General features: G+C 74.4%; 25 protein-coding genes and 1 pseudogene. 11 read left to right on the top strand and 15 right to left on the bottom strand.

From position 1 onward, the window contains the following. Positions 1–89: 89 nt before the first annotated feature. The gene (locus tag PH191_RS27975; RefSeq protein ID WP_274197907.1) at positions 90–686 is read right to left on the bottom strand and encodes a TMEM165/GDT1 family protein; all 597 of its coding nucleotides are present in this window, start codon (positions 684–686) and stop codon (positions 90–92) included. Positions 687–1,040: 354 nt separating this feature from the next. Between PH191_RS27975 and PH191_RS27970 the strand changes: the two genes are divergently transcribed. The 3 genes from PH191_RS27970 to denD are packed head-to-tail and all read left to right on the top strand — an operon-like array spanning position 1,041 to position 3,778. After that, positions 1,041–1,403 (top strand): nuclear transport factor 2 family protein, encoded by a 363-nt coding sequence (locus tag PH191_RS27970; RefSeq protein ID WP_274197906.1) that lies wholly within the window; start codon positions 1,041–1,043, stop codon positions 1,401–1,403. Positions 1,404–1,451: 48 nt separating this feature from the next. Next, positions 1,452–2,813 (top strand): four-carbon acid sugar kinase family protein, encoded by a 1,362-nt coding sequence (locus PH191_RS27965; RefSeq protein ID WP_274197905.1) that lies wholly within the window; start codon positions 1,452–1,454, stop codon positions 2,811–2,813. Further along, positions 2,804–3,778, top strand: a complete 975-nt coding sequence (gene denD / locus PH191_RS27960; protein ID WP_274197904.1) for a D-erythronate dehydrogenase — start codon at positions 2,804–2,806, stop codon at positions 3,776–3,778. Before PH191_RS27965 ends, denD begins: the two co-directional genes overlap by 10 nt. A 55-nt stretch (positions 3,779–3,833) precedes the next feature. Here the strand turns inward: denD and PH191_RS27955 are convergent, their stop codons facing one another. Further along, on the bottom strand, positions 3,834–4,316 hold the full coding sequence (locus PH191_RS27955; RefSeq protein WP_274197903.1) for a peroxiredoxin: 483 nt from the start codon (positions 4,314–4,316) through the stop codon (positions 3,834–3,836). Positions 4,317–4,434: 118 nt separating this feature from the next. Here PH191_RS27955 and PH191_RS27950 point away from each other — a divergent pair, with 118 nt between their 5' ends. Then, positions 4,435–5,040: a dihydrofolate reductase family protein gene (locus PH191_RS27950; protein WP_274197902.1), complete on the top strand. Its 606-nt coding sequence runs from the start codon at positions 4,435–4,437 to the stop codon at positions 5,038–5,040. Here PH191_RS27950 and PH191_RS30185 read toward each other — a convergent pair. From PH191_RS30185 to aceE, 5 genes and pseudogenes are all read right to left on the bottom strand, one after another. Beyond that, on the bottom strand, positions 5,015–5,446 hold the full coding sequence (locus tag PH191_RS30185) for a phosphotransferase (protein WP_274197901.1): 432 nt from the start codon (positions 5,444–5,446) through the stop codon (positions 5,015–5,017). The two genes, PH191_RS27950 and PH191_RS30185, sit on opposite strands and share 26 nt — an antisense overlap. Before the next feature lie 65 nt (positions 5,447–5,511). Continuing rightward, a pseudogene (locus tag PH191_RS30180) lies at positions 5,512–5,736 on the bottom strand (phosphotransferase); the annotation flags it as partial. Positions 5,737–5,791: 55 nt separating this feature from the next. Continuing rightward, entirely contained in the window at positions 5,792–7,573 is a 1,782-nt protein-coding gene (gene lpdA / locus PH191_RS27940; RefSeq protein WP_274197900.1) for a dihydrolipoyl dehydrogenase, read from the bottom strand. Between the two features lie 21 nt (positions 7,574–7,594). Beyond that, on the bottom strand, positions 7,595–8,965 hold the full coding sequence (locus tag PH191_RS27935) for a 2-oxo acid dehydrogenase subunit E2 (RefSeq protein ID WP_274197899.1): 1,371 nt from the start codon (positions 8,963–8,965) through the stop codon (positions 7,595–7,597). Positions 8,966–8,999: 34 nt separating this feature from the next. After that, entirely contained in the window at positions 9,000–11,693 is a 2,694-nt protein-coding gene (gene aceE, locus PH191_RS27930; protein WP_274197898.1) for a pyruvate dehydrogenase (acetyl-transferring), homodimeric type, read from the bottom strand. Positions 11,694–11,882: 189 nt separating this feature from the next. Between aceE and PH191_RS27925 the strand changes: the two genes are divergently transcribed. Genes PH191_RS27925 through PH191_RS27915 form a run of 3 tightly spaced genes read left to right on the top strand, consistent with a single transcriptional unit; the run spans position 11,883 to position 14,397 of the window. Continuing rightward, complete coding sequence (locus tag PH191_RS27925) at positions 11,883–13,097, top strand: NAD(P)/FAD-dependent oxidoreductase (RefSeq protein WP_274197897.1); 1,215 nt, start codon at positions 11,883–11,885, stop codon at positions 13,095–13,097. Continuing rightward, positions 13,094–14,023, top strand: a complete 930-nt coding sequence (locus PH191_RS27920) for an RNA polymerase sigma-70 factor (RefSeq protein ID WP_274197896.1) — start codon at positions 13,094–13,096, stop codon at positions 14,021–14,023. The genes PH191_RS27925 and PH191_RS27920 overlap by 4 nt, the downstream gene beginning before the upstream one ends. Next, positions 14,020–14,397 (top strand): cupin domain-containing protein, encoded by a 378-nt coding sequence (locus PH191_RS27915; RefSeq protein WP_274197895.1) that lies wholly within the window; start codon positions 14,020–14,022, stop codon positions 14,395–14,397. Before PH191_RS27920 ends, PH191_RS27915 begins: the two co-directional genes overlap by 4 nt. Here PH191_RS27915 and PH191_RS27910 read toward each other — a convergent pair whose 3' ends face one another. Beyond that, positions 14,398–14,844 carry a MarR family winged helix-turn-helix transcriptional regulator gene (locus PH191_RS27910; protein ID WP_274197894.1) on the bottom strand — a complete coding sequence of 149 codons (447 nt, stop codon included), beginning with the start codon at positions 14,842–14,844 and terminating at the stop codon, positions 14,398–14,400. Positions 14,845–14,921: 77 nt separating this feature from the next. On the opposite strand from PH191_RS27910, the gene PH191_RS27905 reads away from it, so the two are divergent. Both PH191_RS27905 and PH191_RS27900 read left to right on the top strand, forming a co-directional pair. Further along, complete coding sequence (locus PH191_RS27905; RefSeq protein ID WP_274197893.1) at positions 14,922–15,569, top strand: DJ-1/PfpI family protein; 648 nt, start codon at positions 14,922–14,924, stop codon at positions 15,567–15,569. Then, a complete protein-coding gene (locus PH191_RS27900; RefSeq protein WP_274197892.1) occupies positions 15,566–16,018 on the top strand; it encodes a hypothetical protein in 453 nt (150 codons plus the stop codon). The genes PH191_RS27905 and PH191_RS27900 overlap by 4 nt, the downstream gene beginning before the upstream one ends. Before the next feature lie 15 nt (positions 16,019–16,033). On the opposite strand, the gene PH191_RS27895 is transcribed toward PH191_RS27900, so the two are convergent. Both PH191_RS27895 and PH191_RS27890 read right to left on the bottom strand, forming a co-directional pair. Continuing rightward, positions 16,034–16,264 carry a hypothetical protein gene (locus PH191_RS27895; RefSeq protein WP_274197891.1) on the bottom strand — a complete coding sequence of 77 codons (231 nt, stop codon included), beginning with the start codon at positions 16,262–16,264 and terminating at the stop codon, positions 16,034–16,036. A gap of 136 nt (positions 16,265–16,400) precedes the next feature. Next, positions 16,401–17,171, bottom strand: coding sequence for an SDR family NAD(P)-dependent oxidoreductase (locus PH191_RS27890; RefSeq protein ID WP_274197890.1), 771 nt, complete (start codon positions 17,169–17,171; stop codon positions 16,401–16,403). Between the two features lie 121 nt (positions 17,172–17,292). Between PH191_RS27890 and PH191_RS27885 the strand changes: the two genes are divergently transcribed. Beyond that, the gene (locus PH191_RS27885) at positions 17,293–17,961 is read left to right on the top strand and encodes a TetR/AcrR family transcriptional regulator (RefSeq protein ID WP_274197889.1); all 669 of its coding nucleotides are present in this window, start codon (positions 17,293–17,295) and stop codon (positions 17,959–17,961) included. A 145-nt stretch (positions 17,962–18,106) separates the two neighbouring features. Here PH191_RS27885 and PH191_RS27880 read toward each other — a convergent pair whose 3' ends face one another. Both PH191_RS27880 and PH191_RS27875 read right to left on the bottom strand, forming a co-directional pair. Beyond that, complete coding sequence (locus PH191_RS27880) at positions 18,107–20,326, bottom strand: DUF222 domain-containing protein (protein WP_274197888.1); 2,220 nt, start codon at positions 20,324–20,326, stop codon at positions 18,107–18,109. 109 nt (positions 20,327–20,435) lie between these two features. Next, positions 20,436–21,425: a heparin lyase I family protein gene (locus tag PH191_RS27875; protein ID WP_274197887.1), complete on the bottom strand. Its 990-nt coding sequence runs from the start codon at positions 21,423–21,425 to the stop codon at positions 20,436–20,438. A 190-nt stretch (positions 21,426–21,615) separates the two neighbouring features. Here PH191_RS27875 and PH191_RS27870 point away from each other — a divergent pair, with 190 nt between their 5' ends. Further along, complete coding sequence (locus tag PH191_RS27870; protein ID WP_274197886.1) at positions 21,616–22,068, top strand: protein-tyrosine phosphatase family protein; 453 nt, start codon at positions 21,616–21,618, stop codon at positions 22,066–22,068. On the opposite strand, the gene PH191_RS27865 is transcribed toward PH191_RS27870, so the two are convergent. The 3 genes from PH191_RS27865 to PH191_RS27855 are packed head-to-tail and all read right to left on the bottom strand — an operon-like array spanning position 22,065 to position 25,338. Beyond that, complete coding sequence (locus tag PH191_RS27865) at positions 22,065–23,549, bottom strand: FGGY-family carbohydrate kinase (RefSeq protein WP_274197885.1); 1,485 nt, start codon at positions 23,547–23,549, stop codon at positions 22,065–22,067. The two genes, PH191_RS27870 and PH191_RS27865, sit on opposite strands and share 4 nt — an antisense overlap. Further along, positions 23,546–24,631: a 2-hydroxyacid dehydrogenase gene (locus PH191_RS27860; protein WP_274197884.1), complete on the bottom strand. Its 1,086-nt coding sequence runs from the start codon at positions 24,629–24,631 to the stop codon at positions 23,546–23,548. Before PH191_RS27860 ends, PH191_RS27865 begins: the two co-directional genes overlap by 4 nt. Next, entirely contained in the window at positions 24,628–25,338 is a 711-nt protein-coding gene (locus PH191_RS27855; protein WP_274197883.1) for an HAD family hydrolase, read from the bottom strand. Before PH191_RS27855 ends, PH191_RS27860 begins: the two co-directional genes overlap by 4 nt. Positions 25,339–25,351 lie beyond the last annotated feature (13 nt).

Here is a 25,351-nt window from a genome sequence, read left to right as displayed (position 1 = left end):
TCCATCCTCCGACGCCGTCCGTCGCGTCACGCCACCCCGGGTGGGAAGCGCTCCCGACGGGACGTGGGAGAAAGCGCGGGAATGGTTCCTCAGCCGTTCAGGAATGCCTCGACGGCGAGCCACACCGCGAACACGAAGAACAGCGCGGCGGCGCCGATCCGGATCGCCTTCTCCGGCAGGTTCCGGCCCAGCACCCGGCCCAGGATGATCGCCAGGCCGTCGGCCATGACCATGCCGATCGTCGAGCCGAGCCAGACGCCCGTGACGCCGCCGGTCCCCGGGTACTGGGTGGCGAGCGTGACGGTGGCGAGCATCGTCTTGTCACCGAGCTCGGCGAGGAAGAACGCGACCCCGGCCGTCACGAACGCGGAGCGCGTGGTGGCGCCGCTCTTCTTCTCCTCGTCGGCGGAGAGCGAGTCGCCGCGCAGGGTCCACAGCCCGAACACGACGAACGCGACGGCCGCCGCGCAGGAGATCCAGAAGGTGGGGAGTGTGGCCCCGAGCAGGTAACCGACGCCGACCGAGACCGCGTGGGTGACCGCCGTGGCCGCGGTGATGCCGAGCAGCACGGGCAGGGCTCGGAAGCGCGTGGCGAACGTCAACGCCATCAGCTGGGACTTGTCACCGAGCTCCGCGACGAAGATGACGGCGAAGCTCATGGCAGCGGCGGCCAGGAAGCCGGTCACGGGGGCGCGCTCCTCTCGGTCGGATCGGACCGAGGGCGCATGCTCCGGCCCGAACCCGATGAACGGGTCGGTGCCGAAGGTCTCGCCCGCCACCGGTGGCACCGGCGGCCGCCGCGGCCGGACGCAGGGCGTCAGTGTGTCGACCGCGATGTTGGGAGCTACTCCCCTTCGCTGCAGCGAACGTAGCACCCGTTCGCCGCGCCCTGCGATTCCCGGTGGCACTCCTCACCGAGGTCGTCGGCGCGAATTCGAATATTCGGTGTGCCGAAATCCCGCATTCGCCGGGGCGGAATCGGTCGGCGGCGAGAAGTGGGCGGTGGTGACGCGCCCGGCGGCGGCGGGCATGATCGCCGTATGGCGACGGTCGAGGAGCTCATGCAGCGCAACCTGCTCGGGGTGTTCAACGAGCGCGACGCCGCGCGCCGCGCCGAGGCGATCGCCGCGGTGTACGCCGAGGACGTCCTGTTCCAGGACCCCGAGGGCCTCGTGCGGGGTCGCGACCAGATCGACTCCAAGGTGTCGGCGCTGCTGGACGGCGCGCCGGACTTCGCGTTCCGCCCCACCTCCTTCGTGCGGGTGAGCGGCGACCTCGGCATGATCTCGTGGGGCTTCGGGCCCGCGGGCGGCGCGCCCGTCGTCACGGGCACCGACATCGGCCTCGTCGAGGACGGCCGCATCGTCCGGCTGCACACCCTGCTGGACTCCGGCTCCTCCTGACCGCCCGCTCGCCATCGGGGAGCATGGGCCATCGGGGAGCATGGGCCGATGCAGCAGGACCGTGAGCGGCTGGCGGGCCTGCCACCGGTGCGGGTGGTGCCGGCCGGGGAGGTCCGGGCGGCGCTGGCCGGGACGCCGACGGTCGTGGTCCTCGACGACGACCCCACCGGCACGCAGACCGTCCGCGACCTCCCGGTGCTCACCCGCTGGAGCGCCGACGACGTCGGCTGGGCCCTCGCGCAGGGGGCGCCGGCGTTCTTCGTCCTGACCAACACCCGCAGCCTCGCCCCCGACGACGCCGCGGCCCGCACCCGCGAGGTCGTGCGGACGTGCCTCGACGTCGCCCGCCGACGCGGCGTCGAGGTGATCGTGGCCAGCCGCAGCGACTCGACACTGCGCGGGCACTTCCCGCTCGAGACCGACGTGGTCGCCGCCGAGGTCGGCGCCGACGCCGTGGTCCTCGCGCCCGCCTTCCCCGACGCCGGGCGGGTCACGCTCGGCGGCGTGCACTGGCTGCGCGAGGGCGACACGCTGACCCCGGTGGCCGAGAGCGAGTTCGCCGCCGACGCCAGCTTCGGCTACCGCCACTCCCGCCTCGCCGACTGGGTCGCCGAGAAGAGCGGCGGGGCGATCCCGGCCGGCGACGTCGCCGAGGTCGGCCTCGGGAGCCTGCGCGCCGGTCCGGTGACGCTGCCCCGGGCCCGGGTGATCGTCCTGGACGCCGTGGTCGACGACGACCTGCGCGCCGGGGTGCTCGCGATCCTCGCCGCCGAGCGGGACGGCGCGCGGTTCGTCTACCGCGTCGGCCCGTCGTTCGTCCGCGCCCGCGTCGGCCAGGGCGAGCAGCCGCCGATCGCCGACGCCGACCTCCGTGACGCCGTCGGGACCGGCCACGGGCTCGTCGTCGTCGGCTCGCACGTGGCCCGCACGAGCCGTCAGCTCGAGCGGCTCGGTGCGCGGCGGGAGCTCGCCCGCGTCGAGATCGACGTCCCGACGGTGCTGGCCTCCGACCGGCACCTCGACGACGTGGTCGCGCAGGTCGCGAGCTCCCTCGAGCACCGCACCACCGTGCTGAGCACCTCGCGCACGCTCGTGACCGGGCGCGACGAGGCCGAGAGCCTGGAGATCGCGCGCCGGGTCAGCGCCGCGCTCACCGGGGTGGTCGGTCGGGTCGTCGCCGCGAGCCCGCCGGCCTACGTCCTCGCGAAGGGCGGGATCACGTCCTCGGACGTCGCGACCGAGTCGTTGCGGGCCGACCGGGCGTGGGTGCGCGGATCGCTGCTGCCGGGGATCGTGTCGCTCTGGGCGCCGGCGAGCGGCCCGCCCCTGGTGGTGTTCGCCGGGAACGTGGGCGGCGAGGACGCGCTCGCCGACGTCGTCGACCGCCTCGAGGAGGCCGCATGCGCGTGATCGTCACCGGCGGGGCCGGGTTCCTCGGGACGCTGCTGTGCCGCCGCCTGCTCGCCGGGCCGGTCGCGCTCGGCGGGGCGGCGCCCGCCGACGTCACGCGGCTCGTCGTCGTCGACCTCGTCGCGCCGGCCGACGACGTCGGCGCCGACCCGCGGGTGGAGCACATCACTATCGACTTCAACGAGGGCGAGCTGAGCCGGACCCTCGGCGACGAGGCGGACGCCGTCTTCCATCTCGCAGGGGTGGTCAGCGGCGCCGCCGAGGCCGATTTCGACCTGGGCATGCGCACCAACCTCGACGGCACCCGCGCGGTCCTCGAGTACGCCCGCGGCCACGCGGTGCCCCCGGTGCTCGTCTTCACCAGCTCGCTCGCGGTGTTCGGCAGCGATCCGGCGATCGGGCCGGTCGGCCCCGTCGACGACGACACCCTGCCGCGCCCGCAGTCCAGCTACGGGATCCAGAAGTTCGTCGGCGAGCAGCTCGTCGCCGACTACACCCGCAAGGGCTTCGTGCGCGGGCGGAGCGTGCGGCTGATGACGGTGTCGGTGCGACCCGGCCGTCCCAACGCCGCGGCCTCGAGCTTCCTGTCCGGGATCATCCGCGAGCCGCTGGCCGGCGAGCGCGCCGTCTGCCCGGCGCCGCCGGACATGCCGGTCGCGCTCTCCTCGCCGCACCGCACGCTCGACGGCATCCTCCGGGCCGCCGAGGTGGACGACGCCACCTGGGGCAGCCGGACCGCGATGAACCTCCCGGCGCTCACCACCACGCCGCGCGAGATGACCGCGGCCCTCGACCGCGTCGCCGGTCCGGGCACGAGCGCGCTCGTCGACTGGGTCGAGGACCCGGCCGTGGTCGCCATCGTGGGCAGCTGGCCGTCGCGGTTCGAGACCCCGCGCGCGGCGGCGCTGGGCCTGGCCGCCGACACGTCGTACGACCAGATCGTGCGCGCGTACCGGGACGGCTGAGCCCGCGCCCCGCGGGTGCGGGACGCGGGCTCGGGGCCGTCAGAGGTGCGCCCCGTCAGAGGTGCGACAGCACCGCGTCGGCGGTGGAGACCTCGTGGTCCGGCGGGGCCGCCTCGACGTCGATCCAGGTCAGGGTGCCGTCGTCGATGATCGCCGCGTAGCGCGACGACCGGACGCCCAGTCCGAAGTCCGAGGCGTCGATGCTCAGGCCCATCGCCGTGGCGAAGAGCGCGGCGCCGTCGGCGAGCATGATCACGCTGTCGCCGACGCCCTGGTCCTTCGCCCAGGCGCCCATGACGAACGGGTCGTTCACCGACACGCAGACGATCCGGTCGACGCCCTTGGCGCTGATCTCCTGGGCCTTCGCCACGAAGCCCGGGAGGTGCGCGTCGCTGCAGGTCGGGCTGAAGGCGGCGGGCACGCCGAACAGGACGGTGCGCCCCGTTCCGAAGAGCTCGCCGGAACGCACCGGGTTGGCACCGTCGGCGCCGACCGTCGCGAGCGGCACGTCGGGGATCTTGTCTCCCACTGAGATCATCGTTCAGGTTCTCCTTCTGGGAACGGCCGGTCGCCGTCGGGTGTCCGAGTGACGGTTCGTCCTCGCCGACGACCGGGTTCACACTGTCGGTCCCGGACCTCCCACGGAAGGGCCCGCCATGGGCAGGATCGTGCTCTACATGTGGATGTCCCTGGACGGATTCGTCACCGGGCCGGAGGACGGGCCCGATCAGGGCCTGGGGATCGGCGGGGAGCGGCTGCACGAGTCCCTGGTCCTCGCGGTGGGCGACGATCCGGCCACCGCCCGCAGCGACGACGACGTGGACGCCCTCGTGCTCGCCGCGGCGATGACCACCGGCGCGGTCCTGACCGGCCGGCGGACCTTCGACCACGCCGGGCACTGGGGCGGCGACCACCACGACGGTGTCCCGATCATCGTGCTCACCCGCTCCGTCCCGGACGCGCCCGCCCCCGGCCACGCCCGCTACGTCACCGACGTCCGGGAGGCCGCGGCGGCGGCCCGGGAGGCCGCGGGCGAGCGGGACGTGCTGCTGCACGGCGCCGAGGCGGCCCGGGCGTTCCTGCGAGCCGGGGAGATCGACGAGCTGGCGCTGCAGGTGGTGCCCGTCCTGCTCGGGCAGGGGCGGCGCCTGTTCGACGACATGCCCGCCGAGCTCGTCGAGCTCGAGCCGATCCGCACCCTCGACGGGCCGGGGACGGTGGCCCTGCGCTACCGCGTCACGCGAGGTCCCCGAGTGCCCTGACGACGAGGGCGTCGTCGCCGGTGTCGAGCCCGTGCACCACGGCGTAGCAGGGGCCCACGCGCCGCCAGTCGCGGGCGCGGGCGGTCAGGTCGGCGCCGTACGCCGCGATCACGGCCGGGGCGACGCCGGTGTCGAGGAGCAGCCACTCGAGGTCCTTGGCCGGGTCGCCGGCGCGCGCGTCGCCCCAGTCGATGACGCCCGTGATCTCGCTGTCGGCGGCCAGGACGTGCTCGGCCCGGAGGTCGCCGTGGACGACCGCGCCGGCCGGTGCCTCGCGCAGGCGCTCCAGCGCGGCGCGCAGCCGGCGGTCGTCGGGCAGGCGGGGCGCGACCTCGGCCTCGAACCGCGCGACCGCCCGGTCCCGCCACCCGCGGGTCGTCGACGGGTCCGGGAGCCCGTGCGCCACGGCCGCGTCGACGGGGACGTCGTGCGCAGGAACGCCCCGAGCCGCCGCCCCTGGTCGGCGGACGGGGCGTCGAGCGCCGACCCGGGCACCCACGGGTGGCGCACGGTCAGCGGCGTCCCGCCGACAACGACCGGCCGCGGCACGGGGAGCGGGAGCCACGCCGCGAGCCACGGCAGCAGGCGCGCCTCGCGCCGCAGCCCCGCTTCGGCGGCGGGGCGCCGGGCCGTGCGCTCGACCCACCGGCCGTCGACCAGGACGGCGTCGGAGTCCCAGCCCGAGCCGAGCGGCACGCGCCGCGGCGGGCCCACGGCGGTCAGGAGACGGTGCCCGGCCCCGGCGCCGATCTCACTTCCCGGCCTTCTTCGGGATGTAGAGGTCGGTGAGCGTGCCCTCGAACGCCTCGGCGGCCATGCCGATGGTCTCCGAGAGCGTCGGGTGCGGATGGATCGTCAGGCCGATGTCCGCGGCGTCGGCCCCCATCTCGATGGCCAGGGCGGCCTCGGCGATGAGGTCGCCCGCGGCGGGACCGACGATCCCGGCACCGAGGATCCGGTCGGTCTCGGTGTCGAAGAGGACCTTGGTCGAGCCCTCCGAGCGCCCCAGCGACAGCGAGCGCCCGGACGCCGCCCACGGGAACGTCCCCGAGCCGTACGGCAGGCCGCGCGCCTTCGCCTCGGTCTCGGTGACCCCGACCCACGCCACCTCCGGGTCGGTGTAGGCGACCGAGGGGATGCAGCGGGCGTCGAAGGCGCTCTTCTGCCCGGCGGCGACCTCGGCGGCGACCTTGCCCTCGTGGACCGCCTTGTGGGCGAGCATCGGCTGGCCGACGACGTCGCCGATGGCGAAGACGTGCGCGACGTTCGTGCGCATCTGCGCGTCGACCCCGACGAAGCCGCGCTCGTCCACCGAGACCCCGGCGGCGCCGAGGTCCAGCGCGGCGCCGAGGGGACGCCGCCCGACGGCCACGAGCACGGCGTCGAACGTGTCGGTCTCCGGGGCTGTGTTCTTCCCTGTGGCCTCCCCCTCGAACGACACCACGAGACCCTTCTCCGTGGCCTCGACGCCGGTGACCTTGGTGGAGAGGTGGATGTCCTCGTAGCGCGCCCCGATGTGCTTGGCCAGCGGACCCACGATGTCCTTGTCCGCGCCGGGGATGAGCTGGTCCATCAGCTCGACCACGGTGATCCTCGAGCCCAGCTCGGCGTACACCGTCGCCATCTCGAGGCCGATGATCCCGCCGCCGAGGACGAGCAGGCGCTCGGGCACGTCGGCGATCTCGAGCGCCGAGGTCGAGTCGAGCACGCGCGGGTCGTCGTGGGGCACGAACGGCAGGCGGACCGGCTCCGAGCCCGCGGCCACGATGACCTGGTCGAAGCCGACGACGGTGGTCGCGCCGTCGGGCGCGGTGACCTCGAGGCGGTGCGGCGAGAGGAACCGTCCCGTCCCCTGCAGCGTCGAGACCTTCCGCTGCTTGGCCAGGCCCTTCAGCCCGCCGGTCAGCCGGTCGACGACGCCGTCCTTCCACGTGCGGAGCTCGTCGAGGTCGATCTCCGGCGCGCCGAACTTCACGCCGTGCCCGCTCATCTCCTTCGTCTCGGCGATGACCTTGGCCGCGTGCAGCAGTGCCTTCGACGGGATGCAGCCCACGTTGAGGCAGACGCCGCCGAGGGTGTCGCGGGCGTCCACCACCAGGACCTCGAGCCCGAGGTCGGCGGCCCGGAACGCGGCGGTGTAGCCACCCGGCCCGGCGCCGAGCACGACGAGCCCGACGTGCCGATCCTCCGCGCCGTCGGACGCGGCCGCCGGCGCTTCCTGGTTCCGCGACGGCACCCGCTCGGAGGCGCCCGTCTTGGCGACGGGTGCCGGCGTCGCCGGGGCCTCGACGTCGCTCGGCGTCACGACGAGGATCGGCGTGCCCCGCGAGACCGTGTCGCCGACCGCGACGCGGATCTCGGTGACCGTCCCGGCCGTCTCGGCCGGGACGTCCATCGTCGCCTTGTCGGACTCGAGGGTGAGCAACGGCTCGTCGAGGGCGACCTCGCTGCCCACGGCGACGTGGATCTCGATGATGGGGACGTCGGTGAAGTCGCCGATGTCGGGGACCTCGACGACCACGGTGTCAGCCACGGCGAATCTCCTCGGCAGGTGTCACAGCAGCAGGCGGCGCTCGTCGCCCATGGTGTGGGCGAGGTGGCGGGTGAAGCGCGCGGCGAGGGCGCCGTCGATGACGCGGTGGTCGTAGGACAGGCACAGCGGCAGCAGGGTGCGGGGCACGAAGGCCTCGCCGTCCCAGACCGGCGCGACGCGCGAGCGCACGACGCCGAGGATGGCGACCTCGGGCGCGTTGACGATCGGGGTGAACGCCGTGCCGCCGATCCCGCCCAGGCTGGAGATCGTGAACGTACCGCCGCTCATGTCGTCGGCCGTGAGCTTGCCGTCGCGCGCCCGCGCCGACACCTCCCCCAGCTCCTTGGACAGCTCGACGATGCCCTTGCGGTCGACGTCGCGGATGACGGGGACGACCAGCCCGCCCGGGGTGTCGACGGCGACGCCGAGGTGGTAGTAGCGCTTCATGATCAGCGCGTCCTTCTCGGGCGTCAGCGAGCTGTTCAGCGTCGGGTACGCCTTGAGCGCCGAGACCGACGCCTTCATGAGGAACGCGAGCAGCGTGACCCGGTAGCCCCCTGAAGGATCCGTCTTGCCCTGGGTGTCGAGCTCCTTGCGGAAGCGGTCGGTGTCGGTGATGTCGGCGTCGTCGTTGTGCGTGACGTGCGGGACGTTCAGCCACGAGCGGTGCAGGAACGGCCCCGAGATCCGGGTGATCCTCGACAGCGGCTGCGTCTCGACCGGGCCGAACTTCGAGAAGTCCTGCGCCGGGATCTCGGGGATGCCCGAGCCGCCGGACGGGGCCGCGGCCGGGGCCGCTTCCGGGGCCTGGGCGGGGCCGCGGACGTAGGCCAGCAGGTCGGACTTGGTGATCCGTCCCTTGGGCCCCGTGGCCGGCACCTGGTCCAGGTCGACCTCGAACTCGCGGGCCAGCTTGCGCACGCTCGGGCCGGCGTGGACGGGGAGCCCCGAACCGTTGCTCGAGCCGTTGCCCGAGCCGTTGGTGGAGGGTGCGGCCGGAGCCCCCGCGCTCGACGAGGCCTTCTCCGTGTCCGGCTCCTGGGCCGTGACCTCGGCGTCGGCGGCCGCGGGCGCGTCCTTGGGCACCGGGGCAGCCGACTCCGACTCCGGGGACTCGGCCGGGCCGTCCTCCACGGGCTCGCCCTCGGCGGCGTCGAGCCGCAGCACCGGCGTGCCCTGGCTGACGGTGTCGCCGACCGCCACGAGCACCTCGGTGACGCGCCCGGCGTGCGACGACGGCACGTCCATCGTCGCCTTGTCGGACTCCAGCGTGGCCAGCGGATCGTCGACGGCGATCACGTCGCCGACCGCGACGTGGAGCTCGATGATCGGGACGTCGGTGAAGTCGCCGATGTCCGGGACCTCGACCTGGGTTGTGGCGGGGGCCGTCATGGATGCCTCGCGGTCTCGTCGATCTCGTCGGGGGTCAGGCGTGCGCGGGCGCGGGGCGCTCGGGGTCGATGCCGTAGCGCTCGATGGCCTCGGCGACCTTCTCGGTCGGGACGGCGCCGTCGCGGGCCAGGGCGGACAGGGTCGCGACCACCACGTAGCGCCGGTCGACCTCGAAGAAGTCGCGCAGCGCCTTGCGGTAGTCCGAGCGGCCGAAGCCGTCGGTGCCGAGCACGGCGAAGCGGCGGTCGCCCACCCACTCGCGGATCTGGTCGGGGAAGGCGCGCATGTAGTCCGTCGCCGCGACCACCGGCCCGGCCGGGCGGTCGGCCAGGCACTGCTCGACCCAGGAGAGCCGGGGCGTCTCGGTGGGGTGGAGCATGTTCCAGCGGGCGACGTCGATGCCGTCGCGCCGCAGCTCGGTGAAGCTCGGCGCGCTCCACACGTCGGCGACGACGCCCCACTCGTCCTCGAGCATCTCGGCGGCGGCGATCACCTCGCGCAGGATCGTCCCCGAGCCCATGAGCTGGGCGCGCGGCTTCTGCTTGGCGCGGCTCTTCCGGGCCCCCGCGGTGACGGCCGGCGCGCCCTCCCGGAACAGGTAGAGCCCCTTGACGATCCCCTCCTCGACGCCCTCGGGCATCGCCGGGTGGTGGTAGTTCTCGTTCATCAGGGTCAGGTAGTAGAAGACGTCCTCCTGCTCGGCGTACATCCGCCGCAACCCGTCCGCGACGATCACCGCGACCTCGTAGGCGAAGGTCGGGTCGTAGGACACGCAGTTGGGGATCACCGCCGAGAACAGGTGCGAGTGGCCGTCCTCGTGCTGCAGGCCCTCGCCGTTGAGGGTCGTGCGGCCGGCGGTGCCGCCGAGCAGGAACCCGCGGGCGCGCAGGTCGCCCGCGGCCCAGGCGAGGTCGCCGACGCGCTGGAACCCGAACATCGAGTAGTAGATGTAGAACGGGATCATCGGGACGTCGCTGGTGGAGTACGCCGTCGCCGCCGCGATCCACGAGGACATCGCGCCCAGCTCGTTGATGCCCTCCTGGAGCAGCTGGCCGTTCTCCGCCTCCTTGTAGAACATCAGCTTGCCGGCGTCCTCGGGCGTGTAGAGCTGCCCGACCCGGGAGAAGATCCCGAATTGGCGGAACATGCCCTCCATGCCGAACGTGCGCGACTCGTCCGGGACGATCGGCACCACGCGGTTGCCGATCTTCTTGTCCCGCAGCAGCGTGTTGAGGACGCGGACGAACGCCATCGTCGTGGAGTTCTCGCGATCGCCGGAGCCGGCGAGCTGGCCGCCGAAGGCGGAGAGGTCCGGCACCTCCAGGGCCTCCGACGTGCGGCGACGCACGGGGAGCGAGCCACCGAGCGCCTCGCGGTGCTTCCGGAGGTAGATCCCCTCCTCGCTGTCGGGGTCGAAGCGCAGGTAGGGCAGCGACTCGATGGCGTCGTCGTCGATCGAGAGCTCGAAGCGGTCGCGGAAGACCCGCAGGTTCTCCTGCGCCATCTTCTTCTGCTGGTGCGAGATGTTCTGGCCCTCGCCGGCCTCGCCCATGCCGTAGCCCTTGACGGTCTTGGCGAGGATCACCGTGGGCCGGTCGGGCTCGTCCACCGCCGCGGAGTAGGCCGCGTAGATCTTCGACGGGTCGTGCCCGCCGCGCGTCAGCGCCCAGATCTCCTCGTCGGTCCAGTCCTCGACCATGGCCGCGGTCTCCGGGTAGCGGCCGAAGAAGTGCTCACGGACGTAGGCGCCGTCCTTGGACTTGAAGGTCTGGTACTCGCCGTCGACGGTCTCCTCCATGAGACGCCGGAGGTGGCCCCCCTCGTCCCTGGCGAGCAGCTGGTCCCAGCGGCTCCCCCAGATGACCTTGATGACGTTCCAGCCCGCGCCCCGGAAGAGGCCCTCCAGCTCCTGGATGATCTTCCCGTTGCCGCGCACCGGCCCGTCGAGTCGCTGCAGGTTGCAGTTGACGACGAAGATCAGGTTGTCGAGGTGCTCCCGGCCGGCCAGCGAGATCGCGCCCAGCGACTCGGGCTCGTCCATCTCGCCGTCGCCCAGGAACGCCCAGACGTGGCGGTTCTCGGTCTCGGCCAGGCCGCGGCCCTGCAGGTACTTGAGGAAGCGGGCCTGGTAGATCGCCATCAGTGGGCCGAGGCCCATCGAGACGGTCGGGAACTGCCAGAAGTCCGGCATCAGCCACGGGTGCGGGTACGACGAGAGCCCGGTGCCGTCGGCCTCCTGCCGGAAGGAGTCCATCTGCTCCTCGGTGAGGCGGCCCTCGAGGAAGGCGCGCGCGTAGATGCCGGGCGAGGAGTGCCCCTGCATCATCACGAGGTCGCCCCCGTGGCCGGCCGAGGGCGCGTGCCAGAAGTGCTGGAAGCCGGTGTCGTAGAGCGTCGCCGCGGACTGGAAGCTCGCGATGTGCCCGCCGAGCTCGGAAGACTCCTTGTTCGCGCGCAGCACCGTCGCGACGGCGTTCCAGCGGATGGCCGAGCGGATGCGGTGCTCGACCGCGCGGTCACCCGGGTGCGTGGGCTCGTCCTCCACCGCGATCGTGTTGACGTAGGGCGTCGTCGCCGAATAGGGCACGGGCGCGCCGGCCGCGCGGGCCTGCGCGATCAGCTCGTCGAGCAGGTCGTGGGCGCGCTGGGGTCCCTCCACCGCGAGGACCGACTCGAGCGCCTCCCGCCATTCGTCGGTCCCGGTCGGGTCCTGGTCGTCGTCAACCATGCGCGCAGTCCTGTCAGGGCTCGGAGGGTGTGCGGGGAGTGCTCACGTGGCGCCGAATCGTCATCGTCCCCGGGACCCCACCTGGTCGGGGACCCTGCGTCAACCGCCGTTCTGAGCACCGGAAGGTCTGGCTACCCCGCGCGCGGCAGGAGATGTCACGGCTGGGCCCGCCATCTCGTCCTGGGAGACATGAGCACATCGAAGAAGCGGGTCCTGGTCATCGGCGCCGGCTACGCGGGCGCGACGGTCGCCGTGCGGCTGGCCGGCCGCTCGCGCGGGCGGGCCGAGGTCACGGTGGTCAACCCTCGCCCGCAGTTCGTCAACCGGCTCCGGCTGCACCACGTCGCGATCGGCCGCGCGGTGCCCGCCCCCGACCTGCGCCGGATGCTGGGGGCGGGGGTCACCCTCGTGGAGGGCCACGTGACGACGCTCGACCCGGACGCCGGGCGCGCCACGGTCGCCGGGCCCGACGGGGTGCGGCTCCTCGCGTTCGACCGGGTCGTCGTCGCCACGGGCAGCACGACCGCGGCCGCGCCGGTGCCGGGCGGTGAACTCGTCCACGCCGTCGGGGACCTGGAGTCCGCCCACCGGCTGCGCACCGCGTTCGCCGCGCTGCCCGGGGGCACGCCCGTCAGCGTCGTCGGCGGCGGGTTCACGGGCCTCGAGACGGTGGCCGAGCTGGCCGAGAGCCGTCCGGACGTGCCGGTGCGCCTGGTGACCGCGGGCGAGGTCGGCGGGTGGTTCACCCCTCCGGCAGCGGAGCACGTGCGCCGCACGTTGGAGGATCTCGGTGTGGAGGCGCTCGGCGGGGCCCGGGTGCGGGCCGTGGCGCCGGACCGCCTGGTGCTCGAGGACGGCGCCGAGGTGCCGTCCGGGCTCACCGTGTGGTGCGGCGGGTTCGCCGCGCCCCCGCTGGCCCGCGACGCCGGGATCGCCGTCGACGACCGGGGCGCGATCCTCACCGACGCCGCGCTGCGCTCGCTGTCGCACCCGGCGGTCCTGGCCGTCGGCGACGCCGGGCACACGCCCGCGCCGGACGGCGACCGGTTCAGCATGTCGTGCCAGTTCGCGTTCCCGTCCGCCGCGCACGCCGCGGACGCGCTGGTCGGGGACACCGTGATCGGGTTCGACGGTGCGGTCGACGACCGGCCGCTCGACCTCGGCTTCACCGCCCGCTGCGTCAGCCTCGGCCGGCGCCACGCCGTGCTGCAGCCGACCACCGCGACCGACGTGGCCCGGGGACGGGCCGTGACCGGACGCGCGGCCGTGCTGGCCAAGCAGTTCCAGGTCCGGGGCACCGTGTCCGCGATCGGCCTCGAGCGGCGCCTGCCCGGGGCGATCCGCTGGCCGCACGGCGAGCGGCCGGTCCAGGACGCCCCCACGACCGCAGGATCGGCACCGTGACGCGCACCGAGGAGTTCACCGCGCTGCGCCCGCTGCTCTTCGCGATCGCCTACCGGATCCTGGGCAGCGTCAGCGAGGCCGAGGACGCCGTCCAGGAGACGTGGCTGCGCTACGAGTCGTCCGCGATCGAGCCCGCGTCGGTGAAGTCGTACCTGTCGGCCGTGATCACCCGGCTCTCGATCGACGTCCTGCGCTCGGCCCGGGTCCGGCGGGAGTCCTACGTCGGGCCGTGGTTCCCCGAGCCGCTGCTCACCGACCCCTACGAGGACCCGGAACGCTCCGCGGAGCTCGCGGACTCGGTGTCGATGGCGGCGCTGCTGCTGCTCGAGCGCCTGAGCCCGCGGGAGCGGGCGGTGTTCGTGCTCCGGGAGGTGTTCGCGTTCGACTTCCCGGAGATCGCCGCGGCGGTGGGGCGCTCGGAGGCGGCGTGCCGCCAGCTCGCGGTGCGGGCCCGACGGCACATGGAGGAGGGCCGGCCGCGGTTCGCGGCCGACCGGCGGGAGCGCGAGGAGCTCGCCGCCCGGTTCTTCGACGCCTTCGCCGACGGCGACCTCGACGGGCTCCGCGAGCTGCTCGCCCCCGACGTGCAGGCGGTCAGCGACAGCGGCGGCAAGGGCCCGGCACTCGCCCGGCCGGTGGTCGGGTCCGAGAACGTGGCCCGGCTGATCGGCGGGTTCGCCGCCCTCATGCCCGGGGTCGTCGACATGGGCCCGCGCACGATCAACGACCAGCCCGGGGCGATCCTGCGGGACCAGGAAGGCAAGATCGTCGCGATCATCGTGCTCGACGTCCTCGAGGGGCGGATCCAGACGATCCGCACGGTGATCAACCCCGACAAGCTCGAGCACCTGGGCCCGGTCGCCGACGCCTGGGGCGTGCGTGCGGACGCGATCGCCCGACGGCATCGGCGAGACTCCGGGGCGTGAGCTTCTTCGTGCGCCCCGCGGGCACCGGCGACCGGTACGACTTCGACGGCACGACCTTCACGGTGAAGGCGGACGGCGGCGACACGGAGGGACGCGTCGCGGTGATGGAGCAGGAGGCGCCCGCCGGGCTGACGGTGCCGGCGCACACCCACGACGGCGAGGACGAGATGTTCTACGTCCTCTCCGGCGAACTGGCGGGGTTCTGCGGCGACGAGCGCTGGACGGCCTCGGCGGGCGCGTTCCTCTTCCTGCCCCGCGACGTGGAGCACGGCTTCGAGGTGGTGGGCGACGCCCCGGCGCGGGCGCTGACCATCGTCGGCCCGGCGCGGTTCGACGCGCTGGTCATGTCGCAGGGGCGCCGGCTGGACGGGTGATCACTCGATCGCCGCGCGGAGCAACGTCCACAGGGTGCCGCCGAGGGCGTCCGCGGACTCGGCACCGATCTGGGCGCGCAGGCGCTCGTCGACGCCCGCGATGACGCTCGCGGCGGCCCGTCGCAACCGCTGCCCCTCGGCCGTGACGTGCAGCTCGGCCGTCCGGCCGCGCCCGGGGTCGGTGTCCCGCACGACGGCCCCGCGCTGCTCGAGGGCGTGGAGCGTCGCCTGCATGCTCTGCGGCGTGATGCGCGCCCGCCGGGCGAGCTCGCTGTAGGACATGCCCGGGTTCGGCCCGAGGTGACCGAGCGCCGAGAGGTGGCGCAACGAGATCCCCTCGGCCTTGAGCCCGGCCTCGACCTCCTCGCGGATGCGGCCGCCGAGGGTCATCAGCAGGAAGGCGGGGCTCGACGCGGGCGGTACTCCCCCGGCGGCTGCGTGGCTCACGGTCTCCCCTCCTGGCCTCGGTTTCAGTGCCACTGTAGGTTGTTACAGTCAGACTGAAACCAAGGGAGGTGGCGATCATGCGTATCCAGGTCGTGCTGTTCGACGGGTTCGATCCCCTCGACGTCCTCGGCCCGTTCGAGGTCTTCCACATCGGGGCCGGCCTCACCGGCGGCGGGCTGACCGTCGAGCTCGTCAGCGCCGAGGGGCCCCGGCTGGTGCCCAGCGGGCTCGAGGCCGTCTCGCTCACGGCCACCGCGGCGCTGGACCCGGCGGCGGACCTCGTGGTGGTGCCGGGCGCGGTCGGGGCGCTCGCGCTGGGCCCGGAGGTGGACGGCGGCATCGGCCAGCTCCTCGCCCGGGCCGGGTCGAGCGCGCTGGCCGGCCCGCTGCGCGACGCGGTGGGCCGCCAGGGCACGACGGTGGCCACCGTGTGCGGCGGATCCCTGTTGGTGGCGTGGGCCGGACTCGCCGACGGCCGGCCGCTGGTCACCCACGGCCACGGTGCCGACCTGGCGGGCACCGCGGCGCAGCCGGTGGACGCCCGCGTCGTCGACGACGGCGACCTGGTCAGCGCCGGCAACGTCACCAGCGGGCTCGACCTGGCGCTGCACCTGCTCGAGCGGGAGGTCGGCCCCCAGGTCGCCCACGCCGTCGAGCAGGTCATCCGCCACGAGCGGCGCGGCACGGTCTGGCGGCCAGCCGGGGTCGCGGTGACCGGGGCGTGACCGCGGTCCTCCTGTCCCTGCACGTCCTCGTCGCGATCCTGGCCGTCGGCCCGGTGTGCGTGGCGGCGAGCATGTTCCCGCCGGAGGCGCGGCGGGCCGCGACGGACCCGGACGCCGGGGCCCGGCTGCGGGTGCTCGGGCGCATCTGCCGGACCTACGCGGTGATCGGCATCGCCGTCCCGGTGCTCGGCCTCGCCACCGCGCTGGCCATGGGAGTGCTGACCGAGGCCTGGGTGCTCGTGTCGATCGTGCTGACCGCCGCGGCGGCCGGGGTGCTCGCCGGCGTCGTGCTGCCCCGGCAGCGCACGCTGCTCGAGGCGAGCGGGCCGACCGACGCGGTCGCCGCCCTCACCGGGCGCCTCGCCGGGGCCACGGGCGTGTTCAACCTGCTCTGGGCGACGGTGACCGTGCTGATGATCGTGCGCCCGGGGTCGACGACGGGGGTGTGACGCGGGGTCGGCGCCTCAGAGCGGGGCGTCGCGCAGCGCGAGCACCACGCGCATGACCCGCTCGACCGCCGTCTCGAACAAGGCGCCGCGCAGCTCGCCGCGGTCGGCGAGGTTCTGACCCGCGAGCTCGACCATCGTCTCCGGCCCCACCCGCGCGACCAGCAGTGCAGCGACCTCCTCCAGCTCGAGGCCGGGGTTGTCCAGGCGCGTCAGGGCGAACTCGACGATCAGTTCCTCGTCCCGCACGGCGAACCCCTCCCCCTCGATTCCACGGTAGTCGGCCGCTCGCGCGTCCGTCATCCCCGACGGATCGGGGGTCGAGCGCCGAGACGTGGCCGTACCACCCGCGAGCGAGGCGGGCCGCAGGACCTGCTGGGCATGGTCAGGCCGGTAGTGCCGGGCCGAGGAGCAGCCCGCCGTCGATGACGAGCTCCGAACCGGTGATGAAGGCAGCCTCGGGGGAGGCGAGGAAGAGAAGGGCACGGCTGATCTCGTCCGGGTCACCCATCCGCGGGACGGCGAACGGCTCGGGGTCGAAGACCTCGGCGATGGCCGGCACCCCGTCGCCGAGCGGTTCGGTGATCAACGGTGTGGCCACGACCCCCGGGGTGAGTGACACGACGCGGATGCGGTCGCGTCCCAGCTCCAGCGCCGCGGTCCGGGTCAGCCCGCGCACGGCCCACTTCGCGGCGACGTACGGGCCGAAGGCAGCCGTGCCGCCGTGGGCCATCGTCGACGCGACCGTGACGATCACGCCGCCGCCCCCGCGGCGCATCGAGGGAACGACTGCTCGAATCCCGAGCGCGGTCCCCGTGAGGTTCACGGCGGTGACGGCGTCCCACAGGCTGCGGTCGGCGTCCTCGAGCAGCGTCGGCGGGTGCTGCACTCCGGCGTTGGCGACCAGGACCGAGATGGGCCCGAATCGCTGCTCGGCCGCCGCGACCGCGGCCGTCCATTGCTGCTCGTCGGTGACGTCGAGTCGGACCGCGAGCGCTCGCTCTCCGAGCTGCTCGGCCAGCGCGACCCCGGCCGCCTCATCACGCGCAGCGATCACCACGGCAGCACCCTCGCGGTGGAACGCGTGCACGTGGCTGCGCCCCATCCCGCCGGTCGCTCCGGTCACCAGCACCGTCCGTCCCTCGAAACGTCCCATCGTGCCCTCCTCGATCCACGAGGTGAGTCGGTCCGCTCACCTCATGATGAGGCAACCACCCTCAGAGAGGTGAGTCAAGCGGCTCGCCTCGTGGGTCGGGTCTCTGGCAGGATCGGTCGCCATGGAGGGGAACGAGTCGGCGCCGGCCGCACCGTCGGGGGCGGCGCGTTACCACCGCGACCTGGCCCTGAGGAATCGGGCGGCGCTGCTGGGTGCTGCCCGTCGGCTCTTCCTCGATCTCGGCTACGACGGCACCTCGCTGGCGAAGGTCGCCGCAGAGGCCGGGGTCTCGCGGGCCACGCTGTTCAAGCAGTTCCCGACCAAGGCCGAGCTGTTCAGCGCCATGGTGACCACGTCGTGGGCCACCGAGGACGAGCAGGCCCCTCCCGTGCCCGGTGATCCCCTGGCCGCTCTGTCGACGCTCGGCACGCGGTATGCGGACCTGTTGACCCGCCCCGGCATGGCCGACCTGTTCCGCATCGTCATCGCCGAGCTCCCGCGCTTCCCCGAGCTCGGGCGCACGCACTTCGACCTGGGCAAGATGCCGTTCTTCGACTCGGTGCGCGACCACCTGCTCGCCGAGCAGCACGCCGGCACCCTGCAGTTCGAGGACGCCGATCTCGTGACCACCCAGTTCCTCGGCATGATCGCCAACTACGTCCTCTGGCCCCGGATGCTGCTGCTCGACTGGGACCCGGACGCGGCGAGCGTGGCGCGTGCGGTCGAGGAGGCCGCGCTGACCGTCCACGCGCGGCACGCGGTGCCTCCTCCCAGGGCTCGGGGCGGGTGACGAGGCGGCGCAGGTCGATGATCGAGGCGCCGGGCAGCAGCAGCGGGCGTGTCGGCTCGCAGCTCGTCCCGACGGTGCCGGGGGTGACCGGGGCGGTGGCGACGACCGCGGACGCCGGGGTGGGCCTCAGTTCCGAGACCAGGTCTCAGAACGGCGGCGGATCGTCGGCGGAGCTCCGGTCCGGCGCGGTCGTCGGGCCGGTCGTCGGCCCGCCCGACGGCGCGGGCCCGGCGGTCCTCCTGAGGAAGGTCTGGCGCCAGCTGACGTCGTCGGTGTCGGGGCCGGCGTGAGGGCCCTCGGGAGGCAGGGGCCGTGGGCGGTCGGCGGGCCGTGGTCGCGGCAGCGGCTCGAGGATCCTCTTGGGGCGGGTGGTGTGGTGGACGCCCGCGCGGGTGCGGATCGTGAAGTGCCCGGGCGCGGGTTGGCGGATCCGCCAGTGGGCGTGGTGCTTGGCGCGGTGGTGGTGCAGGTCGACGACCCCGAGGTTGGCGTGCACGCTGGGCCCGCCCTGGGCGTGGTCGATGGTGTGGTCGAGCTCGGCGCGGTGGGCGGGGCGGCGGCAGGCGGGCACGATGCAGTGCCGGTCGCGGACCCGGACCCAGCGGTCGGTCTCGGCGCGGGGCCGGCGGCGGATGTGATCGTCGGGGCCTGCCACCGGCGGCCCGTCGCGGCCGGCCCCCAGGCGCTGTCGGAGCTCGGTGAGCAGGGGCGCCCAGTCGCCCGTCCGGGTGCGATGGTCGTCGGGAGTGAGGGCAGCCAGCAGCGTCGTCGGGACCTGGAGCTCGACGATCGCGGTGCACGGCTCGCCCCGTGGTCGGGGCCCGGTATCTCGGTGAGGCCGGGGGCGTCGCCGGGCGAGCAGGACGCGCTGGAGGCGGCCGTCGTCGCCGGTGAGCACGATGCGCCACTCGCCGCCCTGGTGGCGGTGCAGCAGGGTGCGGGCGTCGGGCGCGAGCACGGTGCCGTAGCCGGGCACGGCGGCGGGGTGTTCGTCGAGCCCGAGGGCAGTGGTGAGCCGCAGCCGCAGTTCGGTGGTGCCGGAGCGGACGCGCCCGGAGCGGGGATCGGGGCCCTCGATCATCGGCGGCAGGTGGGGAAGATCGGGGAGGTCCAGGAGGCCCTGCCCGAGGCCGGGCGTGTCGGGCGCGTCGGCCGCCTCGCCGCTGGTCGCGTCGCCGTCGGTCGCGTCGCCGTCGGTCGCGTCGCCGTCGGTCGCGTCGCCGTCGGTCGCGTCGCCGTCGGTCGCGTCGCCGTCGGTCGCGTCGCCGTCGGTCGCGTCGCCGTCGGTCGCGTCGTCGTCGGTCGCGTCGCCGTGGGGTCCCTCGTCCGGTTCGCCGCAGCCGGGTCCCTCGTCCGGCCCGGCACCCTCCGGGCCGCTGTCGTCCGGGCCGCTGTCGTCCGGGCCGCTGTCGTCCGGGCCGCTGTCGTCCGGGCCGCTGTCGTCCGGGCCGCTGTCGTCCGGGCCGCGATCATCGGGGTCACCGTCGGTGGGCCCCTCATCGGCCGGCCCCTCGTCACCCGGCCCCTCGGCGCCGGGATCGGTGGCCTGCCGGTGGTACTCGGCGGCGAGCAGGAGGGCGACGTCCCGGTCGGTGAGCCCGGCGGTCGTCCCGTCCAGCAGGCGTGCGGCGACCTGGGCGCGCACCGTCCCGACCGGCGTCAGCACCCCGAGCCCACGGACCGCCGCGGCCAGCGCGTCGACGCGGTCGCGCATCGCCAGCCCCGTGGGCGCGGCGAGGTCGCACACCGAGAACGTGGCCGTCCCCGTCGGGTTCGGCGAGAGGATGACGCGGGCGTTCTTCTCCGCACGCCGGGCCCGCCGCGCCGCCCACTCGGGATCGAGCGCCGCCGCGGTCTGCTCGATCCGCCGGATCAGCTCCCCCACCGGCAGTTCCGGCGCCTCGGGCAGCACCACCTGGCACACGTGCCGGGCGTGGTCGTCGGCGAGATCGCGGGTCCACTCGCAGAACCGGGTGGCCTTGGGCTCGTCGAGCCACCCCTCCCACAGCGCCTCCCCGACCGCCGGCAACCGGTCGGCCAGGTCCTCGGCCAGATCGAGCTTGCGGCTCGCCATCGTGCGCGACCAGCCCAGCACCGCGGCGACCTCGTCACCGGAGAACTCGTCCACCGCCGCGAGCCGCTCGCACCCCTGGCCCTGCGCCCGCCCCAGGTGGTGCATCGCATCCAGCACCCGAGCCGCGCCTCGGTTCTGGGCCCGGGCACACCCGCGGAGATAGGCAGCGAGATCCTCACCGGTCAGCGCTGCCGGCGACAGACGCTCCAGGGCAGCGACCAGCCCCACCCCGGGCGGCAGGGCATCCAGCTCGGCCGCCGGGCCGGAGCGGACACCCTGGTCGATGCTCACACCCGGAACGCTAGCCGCGACCCCCGACAGTCCCGGGCCGCGGACGACCCCGAGGGCCCCACCGGAAGGTCACAGAGAGATAACGATCCCCAGCTCAGGGGCGCATGGCTCAGCGGACGGACCCGAGGGTCGGTCCGACGGTCCAGTCCCGGAAGGCGACCTCGGCGGGCCGGGTGATCGTGGGCTCGCGGGCCAGGCCGGTCTTCAGGTAGCTGGTCTGGCCGGGATAGAGCGTGCCGCCCGGCGGGTGATAGCAGCCGACCTCCTGCTCGCCGTCCTGCCAGGCGCTGACGCTGCCCTCGTCCGGGTTCGCGGAGAACCGGACCCGGACGACGACGTCCGACCAGCGACCCACCGGCGCCGGACCCAGGCTGCGCGTGAACGTGGACGGGCCCGAGGGGTGGCCGTGGCCGCCGTGCAGGACGAGCTGCCCGTTCCACACCCGCAGGTCGACCGGCGCCGAGCCGGGGCTGTCGTTCTTCCACTGCGTGATCACCTGGCGACTCGAGCCGTCGGCCGGGAAGTCCTCGTCGAGCCGCACGGAGAACGCGAAGTAGAGCTCGTCGCCCTCATTCAGCGCGGGCACGGCGGGTTCGAGCTCGGTGCGCTGGTAGGGACCGGACACCGCGAAGCGCAGCGCGTCGCCGTCCATCCGCGGCGGCGTCGTGCCGACGGTGTTCCACGGGGTGGCGCGGAAGGCTTCGGGGCCGTCGGCGAGCCACAGCGGGGCGGCCGGCGCGGTCGTCTTCGGGGTGGCGACGGCCGGTGTCGGGGTGACGACGGGTCCGTCGCTCTGCGGAGCGGCCGCCACGTCGCGGTCGGGCTCCTCGACACGATCCGACGCCACAGGCGCAGCGGGACCGGGGCCGGGATCGGGACCGGAGCCGCCGTCCGACCCTGGCCGCTGGGACGGCAGGCCGTCCGCGGAGGTGAGCTCGACGGTGGAGGCCAGCGCTCCCCCGGCGACGACGCCGGCGAGCGCCACGGCGGTGAGGTTGCGGGCGTTGCGCGGCGGCCGACGGTGGGAGGTTCCGCCGGTCATCCGACGGAGCCGGGCCTCGACCTCACCGTGACGGTCGAGCAGACGGTGTTGCGACATGAGGTGTTCCTCCTGGTCACCGGAGGATGCCAACGCGTCACGCCCCGACAAACGCTTGTGCGCAATCCGATGTCGCGGCGGCCCATCGAGATACGCCGTCTGCCGCGCAGAGCTACCCGCGGTGACCCACTACCGCCGGGTCACGACCGCCGACCCGGGCCCACCACCCTCCCTCGTGCACAGTGAGCGGATGGCGTCCCGCTCCGATCTCTCCGATGTCTGGTCCGGCACGCTGGTCCTGCCCGGTCGCACCGTCGTCCGCGGACGTGGCGTGCGGGACCCCGTCCCCGGTGGCCTCGAGCCCGACTTCGGCCTCTACCTCGGCGTCGACTACACGCCGCGCTGGGAGCACGAGCGCCTCGAGTGGCCCGACTTCGGCGTCCCGCGCGATCCGCTCGCCGCGGTCCGGGCCATCGAGCGGCTCTACCGACGGGCCCACGGCGGCGAGCACGTCGAGACCGCCTGCAAGGCGGGCAAGGGACGCACCGGCACCGTCGTCGCCTGCCTGGCGATCCTCGACGGCCTCACGCCGAGCCACGCCGTGAGCTGGACGCGCGAGCACTACCACTACCGCGCGGTGCAGACGCCCTGGCAGCGGCGCTGGGTCCTGCGCTTCGCCGAGATGTCGCGTCGACGCGCCTAGGACCGCGCGAAGCCCTGCGCCTGACGCGCCCAGAAGTCGCGGGCCGTGTCGACGTGGGCCCGGTAGCGCAGGTAGCCGTCCGCGTAGCACCCCTGCGCGTCCCGCGAGGGCTCGACGGTCCGCGACGGCGCGGCCCACGCGGCGGGGTCGAGGTCGTCGCCGAGGGCCCGTGCGGCGGTCACTGCCGCTCCCCGCGTGCCGAGACCGGGGTCGTCGGGCACCTCCAGGGGGCGGTCGAGGACGTCGGCGAAGATCTGCGCCCAGGGCCCCGACTGCGACCCGCCGCCGCAGGCCACGAGCCGTCCCCGGGAGTCCGCCGACGAGGACGCGCGCTCGAAGCAGTGCTTGGCGGTGTAGGCGATGCCCTCGCACACGGCGCGGACGACGTCGCCGCGCCCCGTCCCGAGCGTGACGCCCTCGATCTGCCCCCGGGCGCGGGTGTCGACGAACGGGGCCCGCTCCCCCGAGGCGGCCAGGAACGGCAGCGCCGAGACGCCCCCCGCACCCGGGCTCGTGCCCGCGAGCAGGTCCTCGAGGGCGTCGATGCCGACGCCGAGGAAGTCGAGCAGCCAGTCGAGCCCCGCGGTGCCGACCATCGCCGGCATGGCCCGCAGCCAGAGCCCGTCCTCTGGGGTGCAGAGCCACATCCCGGCGGGATCGGGCACCTCGTCCGGGTCGACGCGGTCGGTGAACACCTCGCAGGCCAGCGTGGTGCCGATGATCAGTAGGCCGTCGCCCGGCGTGGAGAGCCCGGCCCCGACCGCGCAGGCCGGCAGGTCGAAGGGCCCACCGGTCACCGGGGTGCCCTCGGGCAGGCCGAGGAGCTCCGCGCCGCGGCGATCGAGGGCGAAGACGGTGCCCGACGGCGCCGGCTCGGCGAGGAGCCCACGCCGCTCGCCGAGCCCGCAGGCGGCGAGCGCACCCTCGTCGTAGGTCCGGGAGACCACGTCGAGGAAGGGCAGCGACGCGTCCGAGGCGTCGACGGTGATCTCCCCGGTGAGGCGCTGGACCAGGGCGTCGACGCAGTAGCCGGCGACCACGGCCCGCTCCAGCGACTCCGGCTCGTCGCGGCCGAGCGCGGTGAGCAGCGGTGCGTGACAGCCGGGGAAGAGGCCGACGCCGGTGCGGCGGTAGACCTCGGCGACGGTGCCGTCGTCCTGCCAGCCGCGGACCACGTCGGCGGCCCGGTCGTCCAGCCAGGAGATCGGCGGGCGCGTCGCGGCGCCGTCGGCGTCGCGCAGCCACAGCCCGTCGCCCTGCCCGGTGAGGGCCAGCGCCCGCACGGGCTCGCCCGCCTCGGCCACCACGCGGCGCACGACGTCGACGACCGAGGACACGACGTCCTCGAGGTCCTGCTCGACGCGGCCGTCGGCGAACTGCTCGAGCCGCGACGCCTGCTCGGCCGAGGCCAGCTTGCGACCGGCGTCGTCGTACGCGTCGGCCTTCGTCATCGACGTCCCGACGTCCACTCCGACGATCACGACGCCACCCCCTCGGTGCGTGCTCGGGCGACCTCGTTCGCCGGGTGCCGCAACGGCTCGCCGCGCAGGAACCGGGCGGCCTCGCCGGCGGCGATGGACGCCGCGCGGTGCGCGGTCTCCTTCGTCGCCCCGGCGAGGTGCGGGGTGGCGACGACGTTCGGCGCGTGGTGCAGGGGCCAGTCGTCGGGGGGCGGTTCGACGTCGTAGACGTCGAGCGCGAGCCCGCCGAGCCGTCCGGAGCGGAGGGCCCCGGCCAGATGGCCAGAATCAATGACGCTGGAGTCGAGCAGGCCGCCGCGGGCCGTGTTGACCAGGACCGCGCCCTCGGGCAGCAGGTCGAGCTCGCGGGCGCCGATCATGCCGCGGGTCTCGTCGGACAGCCGCGCGTGCAGGCTGACGACCGACGAGGAGCGCAGCAGCTCGTCGAGCCCGACGAGCCGGACGCCGTCGGCGCCGGCCGTGGCCTCGGCGGTGTAGGGGTCGGCGACGAGGACGCTCGCGCCGAAGGCACGGAGCACCCGGGCGACGATCCGGCCGATGGCCCCGTACCCCACGAGCCCCACGGTGGCGCCGTCGAGCTCGCGACCCGCCTCGTCGTAGGCGTAGAGATCGCCGCGCCAGAGGCCGTCGCGCAGCTCGCGGTCGGCCATCGGGATGCGGCGCAGCGCGGCGAGCGTCATGCCCACCGCGTACTCGGCCGCGGCCGCCGCGTTGCGTCCGGGCGCCTGGGCGACGGCCACGCCGGCCCGGTCGGCCGCGGCGAGGTCGACGTTGACCGGGCCGCCGCGGGACACCGCGACCATCTCGAGATCGGGGGCCGCGTCGAACACCCGGGCCGTGAACGGCGCCATCTGCGTCAGGCACACGCGCGCACCGTCGAGGGCGGCGACGAGGTCGTCCTCGGTCCCCGACGCCTCCTGCACCCGCGCGCCCTCGGGCCCGACCGGGCCGAAGGGCTCGCGGGGCCAGCCCGCCGTGAGGTGGGCGATGTCGAGGTCACCCACGTCGGGCTCGGCCCGCAGGGCCTCGTCGAACAGGGTGGGGACGACGAACTCGTCCCCGGCAGCGAGTACGCGCGTCATCGGGCGGCTCCGGTGGGGACGCCGTGGAGCAGGGCGAGGATTTCGCGGTGGGCGGCCGGGACGCCGTCGGCGACCCGGGTGGTGAGCTCCATGGCGTCCGGCTTCGGCGGGTAGGTGGGGTTCGGGATCGCGACGACGGTCATGCCGGCGGCGTGGGCGGCACGGATGCCGTTGCCGGAGTCCTCGACGCCGACGCACGCCGCGGGGTCGACACCGAGCCGTCGGGCGGCCTCGAGGTAGACGTCGGGACTCGGCTTGCCGCGCGGGACCTCGGCGCTCGAGACGGTGGCCGTGAACGTGGTGTCGAGCCGGTGGCGCGCGAGGACGGCGTCGAGCAGACGGCGGGCGGCCGAGGTGGCCAGCGCGATCGGCACCCGCTCGGCGACCTCGCGCACCATCACCACCGCGCCGTCGAAGGGCTCCATCCGCCCCTGCTCGAGCGCCTCGACCATGTCGTCGACGACGGCCCGCTCGGCCTCGGCGGGGTCACCGGTGCCGGCGCGACGGGCGAGGTGGTCCGCCCACTCCGGGGCGCTCATGCCCTGGACGTGGCCGGTGTCCTCGGCTGTCCAGGTGACCCCGGACCGGGCCGCGTAGCGGGTCCACATCTCCTCCCAGAGGTGCTCGCTCTCGATGAGCACCCCGTCGAGGTCGAACACCACGGCGGCCGGAGCGAACCGGTCCGCGGGGCCGGGGTCACCGGTCATCGTCTCTCCCCAC

Source organism: Actinomycetospora callitridis, from assembly GCF_028737265.1.
Taxonomy (GTDB): Bacteria; Actinomycetota; Actinomycetes; order Mycobacteriales; family Pseudonocardiaceae; genus Actinomycetospora; species Actinomycetospora callitridis.
Note: the sequence above shows the minus strand (reverse complement) of the source record. Positions and strands in the feature narration are given on the sequence as shown.

What these genes read in the sequence shown, in the direction of transcription:
- aceE (WP_274197898.1), bottom strand. Translation starts at nt 11,693, where the DNA reads ATGGTTGACGACGACCAGGACCCGACCGGGACCGACGAATGGCGGGAG.
- PH191_RS27870 (WP_274197886.1), top strand. Translation starts at nt 21,616, where the DNA reads ATGGCGTCCCGCTCCGATCTCTCCGATGTCTGGTCCGGCACGCTGGTC.
- PH191_RS27875 (WP_274197887.1), bottom strand. Translation starts at nt 21,425, where the DNA reads ATGTCGCAACACCGTCTGCTCGACCGTCACGGTGAGGTCGAGGCCCGG.
- PH191_RS27935 (WP_274197899.1), bottom strand. Translation starts at nt 8,965, where the DNA reads ATGACGGCCCCCGCCACAACCCAGGTCGAGGTCCCGGACATCGGCGAC.
- PH191_RS27885 (WP_274197889.1), top strand. Translation starts at nt 17,293, where the DNA reads ATGGAGGGGAACGAGTCGGCGCCGGCCGCACCGTCGGGGGCGGCGCGT.
- PH191_RS27860 (WP_274197884.1), bottom strand. Translation starts at nt 24,631, where the DNA reads ATGACGCGCGTACTCGCTGCCGGGGACGAGTTCGTCGTCCCCACCCTG.
- PH191_RS27890 (WP_274197890.1), bottom strand. Translation starts at nt 17,171, where the DNA reads ATGGGACGTTTCGAGGGACGGACGGTGCTGGTGACCGGAGCGACCGGC.
- PH191_RS27855 (WP_274197883.1), bottom strand. Translation starts at nt 25,338, where the DNA reads ATGACCGGTGACCCCGGCCCCGCGGACCGGTTCGCTCCGGCCGCCGTG.
- PH191_RS27965 (WP_274197905.1), top strand. Translation starts at nt 1,452, where the DNA reads ATGCAGCAGGACCGTGAGCGGCTGGCGGGCCTGCCACCGGTGCGGGTG.
- PH191_RS27970 (WP_274197906.1), top strand. Translation starts at nt 1,041, where the DNA reads ATGGCGACGGTCGAGGAGCTCATGCAGCGCAACCTGCTCGGGGTGTTC.
- PH191_RS27955 (WP_274197903.1), bottom strand. Translation starts at nt 4,316, where the DNA reads ATGATCTCAGTGGGAGACAAGATCCCCGACGTGCCGCTCGCGACGGTC.
- PH191_RS27905 (WP_274197893.1), top strand. Translation starts at nt 14,922, where the DNA reads ATGCGTATCCAGGTCGTGCTGTTCGACGGGTTCGATCCCCTCGACGTC.
- PH191_RS27925 (WP_274197897.1), top strand. Translation starts at nt 11,883, where the DNA reads ATGAGCACATCGAAGAAGCGGGTCCTGGTCATCGGCGCCGGCTACGCG.
- denD (WP_274197904.1), top strand. Translation starts at nt 2,804, where the DNA reads ATGCGCGTGATCGTCACCGGCGGGGCCGGGTTCCTCGGGACGCTGCTG.
- PH191_RS27950 (WP_274197902.1), top strand. Translation starts at nt 4,435, where the DNA reads ATGGGCAGGATCGTGCTCTACATGTGGATGTCCCTGGACGGATTCGTC.